We start from the raw sequence: 4,784 nt of genomic DNA, 5'->3' as shown, positions 1-4,784 counted from the left end.
TCAATTTCTCCACCTCGGCATGCGCGCGGATCAGCCCTTCGCGCATGTCGTTGGGGTGGCTGGTGGTGTAGCGGATGCGGTGCAGCCCCTCGATCCGGTCGAGCGCGTGGATCAGGCCGTGCAGGCCGCGGCCCTCGGCGTCGTCCCATGCATTGACGTTCTGGCCGAGCAGGGTGATCTCGCGCGCGCCTGCGTCGACCAGCGCCCTGGCCTCGTCGACGATCGCGCCGAACGGGCGGCTGACCTCGGCGCCGCGGGTATAGGGGACGACACAATAGGTGCAGAATTTGTCGCAGCCTTCCTGCACGGTGAGGAAGGCCGAGGGGCTCACCTTCCGCCGCGCGGGCAATGCGCCGAACTTGCTGGCGGCGGGCATGTCGGTGTCGAGCGCCGCCTTGCCCGAGGCGGCATCGGCGACGAGCTGGGGCAGGTTGTGATAGGCCTGCGGGCCTACGACGACGTCGACCTTGGCGCGCTGGACGATCTCCGCGCCCTCGGCCTGGGCGACGCAGCCCGCGACTGCGATCATCGGGTCCTTGCCGTGCTTTCGCAGGCGGCCGATGTCCGAATAGACCTTCTCGGTGGCCTTTTCGCGGATATGACAGGTGTTGAGTACGACGAGGTCGGCGGCATTGGCGTCGTCGGTCGGCGTCATGCCCTGCGCGGCCATCAGCTCGCCCATGCGCTCGCCGTCATAGACGTTCATCTGGCAGCCGAACGACTTGACGTGGAAGGTTTTCGGGGTGGGTTTCATTTGGGCGGGGCTATAGCGTTGAAGGGTGGCAATTTTAAGCCCCTCCCCTGAAGGGGAGGGGCTTTTTACGCGTCAAATGGTGGGCGCCGGCTTGTACCCGATCGCCTCCTCGGCATAGCGGAACGGACGGAGCGGGTGGCCGAGCGCGGCGACCAGAGCCTCCTCGATGCGGCGGCGGCTCTCAGCGGCGATCGCCTTGCGGCCGGGGAAGTCGGCGGGAAGGAAGGGCTCGAGGAAATGGACCTTGAGCGCGAAACCGCCCTTGCGCGCGAGGATGCGGCGCGCATTGTTGAGCCCGCGCTCCTGGCCGATCCAGCCGATCTCCTCGCCGGTATCGCCATAATCGAGCAGCACGGGCTGGACCATCACGCCGGGCGGCGGCGGCTCGAGCACGCGCAGCATCGGCGTCTTGAACGGCAGCAGCGACTTGCCGTCGGTGGTGGTGCCTTCGGGGAAGATCGTGATCGCCCAATTGTCTGTGAGCGCGTCGCGCAATTGGTTGATCTGGTCGGCGACGCCCAGCCGATGCTCGCGCTTGACGTAGACGGTGCGGTTCATCCCCGCGAGCCAGCCGACGACCGGCGCGGTGCCGATCTCGGCCTTGGCGACGAACGCCGTGCCGCTCGCGCCGCCGAGCGCGAGGATGTCGATCCAGCTCAGATGGTTCGCGACATAGAAGACGTCGCGCTTGAGCGGCGTGCCGACCTTGGCGACGCGCGCGCCCGCGATCCGCGCCGCGCGCCCCAGGAACCAGCGCGGCCAGGGGTTGGGCAGGCGCAGCAGCCGCCAGAGATAATACATCGGCACATGGACCAGCACCGCGAGCAGCAGCCGCGCGACACGGCCCCACATCCGTGCCTGTTCCGCTATGGTCAGTTCGGTCGGGACGCCCTCCGCGGCATCGGCGCGCCGCGGGTCCACGGCTCAGCCTTTCCGATCGAGCGCGACGCCGTAGAGTTCCATGCGGTGGTCGACGAGGCGGAAGCCGAGGCGTTCGGCGATCTGCTTCTGGAGCAGCTCGAGCTCGGGATCGACGAACTCGATCACCTTGCCCGATTCGACGTCGATCAGATGGTCGTGATGCGCTTCCGGCGCGGGTTCGTAGCGCGCACGGCCGTCGCCGAAATCGTGGCGGTCGAGGATGCCGGCCTCTTCGAACAGCCGCACGGTGCGATAGACCGTGGCGATCGAGATGCCCGGATCGATCGCCGAGGCGCGCTCATAGACCTTCTCGACATCGGGATGGTCCTCCGCATCGGAGAGGACGCGCGCGATCACCTTTCGCTGTTCGGTGATGCGCAGGCCCTTTTCGTGGCACAGGGCTTCGAGATCGATTTTCCGCGGCATGGCGCCGATGTAGCCCTTAGTCTCCCCTCCCCGCAAGGGAGGCACGCGCGAAGTGCTCGCTTTCCGGGTCGCAAAAGGAAAAAGAAAAGGCCGGAGCCTCGGGCCCCGGCCTGTTCTAATCCGTCCCTTGCTCCCCTCCCTTGCGAGAAGGGGAGGGAGAATTTCAGCGCTTGCGGCGCTTGGTGCCGAGGCCGATCTTCTTGGCGAGCGTACGGCGCTGTTCGGCATAGTTGGGCGCAACCATCGGATAGTCGGCCGGAAGGTTCCACTTGGCGCGATACTGTTCCGGGGTCATCTGATAGTGCGTCATCAAGTGGCGCTTAAGCATCTTGAGCTTCTTGCCGTCTTCGAGGCAGACGATGAAATCGGGCTTGACCGAAGAACGGATCGAAACCGCGGGCTCCTGCTTCACTTCCGGTTCTGCGACGGCGCGACCAAGACCGGTCAATGCGCCGTGGACATTCTGAATAAGCACCGGAAGGTCGGAGACAGCAACGCTGTTATTGCTCACATGCGCCGCGACAATATCTGCGGTGAGCGTGATGAGTGTTTCCTGAATGTCGGCTGAACTGTCCATCATATTCCCTTCGACCCGATTAAACGACGACTATAGATGTCGCCTGCCTTAGCCCTATCGGACCATTGGCAAGCAAAGGCAAGTCGTTAACCCTCAGTCACAGAAAAAATCAGCAAAGCTTGCGAGCATAGGTATGTGCGTCAAACGCTTGACCCATCTTACCTCTGTAATAGTTCTTGCGTTCGCCGACCTTCTCGAAACCTTCGCGACGGTATAGCCGCACGGCATCGTTTCCGGCGCGCACCTCGAGATGAAGCTGGACGACTCCGCGGTCCCGCGCTTCGGCGATCACCGTGCGGAGCAGCGCCCCGGCGACGCCGCGTCCGCGCGCGGAGGGGCGAGTCGCCAGCAGCAGCAATTCGGCCTCGTCGGCGATCGCGCGGGCGAGCGCGAAGCCGGCGTCCTTCCCGTCCAGGCCGGCGATCACCAGCCACACGCCGGGGAGCGCGAGCATCCCCAGGCATTGTGCGCTGGTCCAGGCCTCGCCGTAGCGCGGATCGAACGCCTCCTGCATGATCCGGATGACTTCGTTCAGGTCCTGCGACCCGCCTTCGCGCAACTCGATCATGCCGCGCCGCCGTTCATGCGAGGCCGCGCTCCGCGAGCGTCTTGGCGTCGGGCGCGCGGCCGTAGATTGGACGCGGCGGCAGGGCTGCGAAGCCGGACGGAAGCAGCCGCGCATCCTCGGCGCGGGGGAGTGCTTCGAGCAGCTCCACGCCGGCGTCGAGCGCGGCGAGATGGCGGACTCCGCTGCCGATCGCGCGCCGGCCGCCGAGCGCGGCCAGCGCAGCGGCGGGAGCCAGCGACTGGAGCGGACCTTCTGACGCGAACGGCGATGCGGTGAAGGATTGCATGAAGACTTCACCGTGCCCGCCTTCGAGTATCACGGCAAGCGCGCCGCTCTCCGGGGAGGCATGGAATCCGGCTGCGGCGAGAAGCGCGAGCGACGAATAGCCCAGGACTTCGGCCTGCCAGCCGATCGCGAGCCCGAGCGCTGCCGCGAGCCCGACGCGGACGCCGGTGAAGCTGCCGGGGCCGACATCGACGAGGATGCGCGGCGCGCGGCCCTGGCCGGGCAGCGCGCCGATCATCGGGACCAGCCGCTCGGCATGGCCGCGCCCCACGACTTCATGCGCGCTCGCCACCACTTCGCCCCTGCGGAGCAGCGCCACCGAACAGGCGGCGGTCGCGGTCTCGATGACGAGCGTGGTCAATGCGTCAGACGACGCGGTTGAACTGGTCGAACTCGGGACGGGGAAGTCGTTCGAAGATGGTGGAAGGGTCGCCATGGCCCAGCGTTGCGATGAAGTTGGATTTCAGATTGGGCTGGTCGCTGAAAAAGGCTTCGTCAACCTTGGCGTTGTCGAATCCCGACATGGGACCGGTATCGAAGCCCAATGCGCGCGCCGCGATGATGAAATAGGCGCCCTGGAGCGACGAGTTGCGGAAGGCGTTGGCGTGCCGCATCTCGGGATCGGCGAACCAGTCCTTCGCGGTCGGCGCGTGCGGGAAGAGCCAGGGCAGCTGCTCGCTGAACGCCAGGTCCATCGCGATGATCACCGCGGCGGGCGCCTTGCGGATCTTGGCGGCATTGGCGCTGCTCGAAAGATCCGCGAGCTTGTCCTTGTTCTCCTGGCTCAGCAGCCAGACGAAGCGCGCGGACTGCTGGTTGGCCGAGGTCGGGCCCATCTTCAGCAGGTCGTAGATCCGGCGGATGTCCGCTTCGGTGACCGGCGTGTCGTCATAGCCGTTATAGGTGCGCGCGGTACGAAAGATCGTATCCAGCCCCGCATCATCGAGGGGACGGCCCATGTGCAAATCCTTTCGAATGCGAGCGCGAGGTTAGGGTCTGTACCCATTGCCCACAACGGCCAGGATCGCCCGGAGACGTGCGCTGGCAAGGAAGCGCGCGCCGCGCGGGCTTGGTGGCCCGTGCAAGCGGGCTGACGCAGTCCAGCGTGCGTCTCCGGGCGACCGCGAAGCGGCGGGCGGATTTTGGCGCACAGCAGCGTCATTCGTCGGTCTCGATGACACCACATCGCTCCCTCCTCATTCCTCCCTGTGCGCCAAAATCCGCTCCGTCATGGCCATTGTGGGCAATGGGTA

General features: G+C 66.0%; 7 protein-coding genes. All 7 read right to left on the bottom strand.

Annotation, left to right across the window (positions count from 1 at the left end):
* Positions 1 to 754, bottom strand: a 754-nt coding sequence (locus MT490_RS17695; RefSeq protein WP_297390664.1) for a MiaB/RimO family radical SAM methylthiotransferase, incomplete at its 3' end; no start/stop codon positions are given.
* A 72-nt stretch (positions 755 to 826) separates the two neighbouring features.
* Entirely contained in the window at positions 827 to 1,606 is a 780-nt protein-coding gene (locus tag MT490_RS17690; RefSeq protein WP_297390666.1) for a lysophospholipid acyltransferase family protein, read from the bottom strand.
* A gap of 72 nt (positions 1,607 to 1,678) precedes the next feature.
* Positions 1,679 to 2,101, bottom strand: coding sequence for a Fur family transcriptional regulator (locus MT490_RS17685; protein ID WP_297390662.1), 423 nt, complete (start codon positions 2,099 to 2,101; stop codon positions 1,679 to 1,681).
* Positions 2,102 to 2,264: 163 nt separating this feature from the next.
* The gene (locus MT490_RS17680; RefSeq protein ID WP_297390659.1) at positions 2,265 to 2,678 is read right to left on the bottom strand and encodes a MucR family transcriptional regulator; all 414 of its coding nucleotides are present in this window, start codon (positions 2,676 to 2,678) and stop codon (positions 2,265 to 2,267) included.
* A 109-nt stretch (positions 2,679 to 2,787) separates the two neighbouring features.
* On the bottom strand, positions 2,788 to 3,246 hold the full coding sequence (rimI, locus tag MT490_RS17675) for a ribosomal protein S18-alanine N-acetyltransferase (protein WP_297390658.1): 459 nt from the start codon (positions 3,244 to 3,246) through the stop codon (positions 2,788 to 2,790).
* A 13-nt stretch (positions 3,247 to 3,259) separates the two neighbouring features.
* A complete protein-coding gene (tsaB, locus tag MT490_RS17670) occupies positions 3,260 to 3,892 on the bottom strand; it encodes a tRNA (adenosine(37)-N6)-threonylcarbamoyltransferase complex dimerization subunit type 1 TsaB (RefSeq protein ID WP_297390657.1) in 633 nt (210 codons plus the stop codon).
* 4 nt (positions 3,893 to 3,896) lie between these two features.
* Positions 3,897 to 4,490 (bottom strand): malonic semialdehyde reductase, encoded by a 594-nt coding sequence (locus tag MT490_RS17665; RefSeq protein WP_297390655.1) that lies wholly within the window; start codon positions 4,488 to 4,490, stop codon positions 3,897 to 3,899.
* Between the last annotated feature and the right edge of the window lie 294 nt (positions 4,491 to 4,784).

Origin of the sequence: Sphingomonas sp. (assembly GCF_026460985.1) — a bacterium.
Lineage (GTDB): Bacteria > Pseudomonadota > Alphaproteobacteria > Sphingomonadales > Sphingomonadaceae > Sphingomonas.
This window is presented reverse-complemented; position numbering and strand designations above follow the sequence as displayed.